Origin of the sequence: Streptomyces sp. NPDC002265, from assembly GCF_040296125.1 — a bacterium.
Lineage (GTDB): Bacteria > Actinomycetota > Actinomycetes > Streptomycetales > Streptomycetaceae > Streptomyces.
In genome coordinates, this window is the sequence record NZ_JBEOWS010000709.1 from 1 (window position 1) to 1,291 (window position 1,291).

Genomic DNA, 1,291 nt, shown 5'->3' on the forward strand with positions numbered 1-1,291 from the left:
ATCCTGTGGTGGCGACGCGGAGCGTCGCGGTGGTGTTCCGGCGGAGCCGGACTGTGCTCGGTGACGGTGACGGATCGCTTGTGTGTTCCCGGTGATGTCGCGGGTTCGATATGCCTAGTGTGATCGTCATGCAGCTCCGGTACGCCTTCAGGTTGTACCCCGACGCCGCTCAGCAGGCCGCGCTGGCCAGGGCGTTCGGGTGCGCCCGCGTCGTGTTCAACGACGCGGTCCGCGCCCGTGAGGACGCCCGCAGGACCGGGCTGCCGTTCCCGACGGCCGGACAGCTGTCCCGACAGCTGATCACCGAGGCGAAGCGGACGAAGGAACGGTCCTGGCTGGGCGAGGTCTGTGCGGTGGTGCTCCAGCAGTCCCTGCGCGATGCCGAGGCCGCCTACCGCAACTTCTTCACCTCGCTCAAGGGCACCCGCAAGGGCCGCAAACTGGGTGCGCCCCGCCTGAAGTCCCGCAAGGACACCCGGCAGTCGATCCGGTTCACCGCCAACGCCCGCTGGAAGATCACCGACGGCGGACGGCTGAACCTGCCGAAGATCGGTGCGGTGAAGGTGAAGTGGTCACGCACCCTGCCCTCCACACCATCCTCAGTCACCGTGATCAAGGACGCGGCAGGCAGATTCTTCGCCTCCTTCGTCATCGACACCGACCCCGCCGCCGACGCCGCACGAATGCCCGACACCGACCGCACCATCGGCATCGACCTCGGCCTCACGCACTTCGCCGTCCTGTCCGACGGCACGAAGATCGACTCCCCCCGCTGGTTGCGGCGCGCGGAGAAAAAGCTGAAGAAGACGCAGAAGGAGCTGTCCGGCAAGCAAAAGGGATCGAAGAACCGCGCCAAGGCCCGTCTCAAGGTCGCCCGCGCCCATGCCAAGGTCGCTGATGCCCGCCGGGATTTCCACCACCAGCTCTCCACGAAGCTGATCTCCGAGAACCAAGGAATCGCCGTGGAGGATTTGTCGGTGGCGGGACTGGCCCGCACCAGGCTGGCCAAGTCCGTCCACGACGCCGGCTGGTCGCAGTTCGTAGCCATGCTGGAGTACAAGGCAGCACGGTACGGACGCACGCTGGTGAAGATCGGGCGCTTCACACCGACCTCGCAGACCTGCTCCACCTGCGGCGCGGTCGACGGGCCCAAACCCCTGTCCGTGCGGGAGTGGACCTGCACCGCCTGCGGCACCGTCCACGACCGGGACACCAACGCCGCAATCAACGTCAGACAGGCCGCCGGACTGGCGGCATCGGCCTGCGGAGCGCCGGTAAGACCAGAACCCGT

At 67.2% G+C, this 1,291-nt stretch carries 1 protein-coding gene; it reads left to right on the forward strand.

Features of this window, described 5'->3' with window-relative positions:
* Nucleotides 1-128 precede the first annotated feature (128 nt).
* Nucleotides 129-1,291: RNA-guided endonuclease InsQ/TnpB family protein (locus ABT085_RS46445; RefSeq protein ID WP_351623285.1), on the forward strand; the 1,163-nt coding region annotated here is incomplete at its 3' end.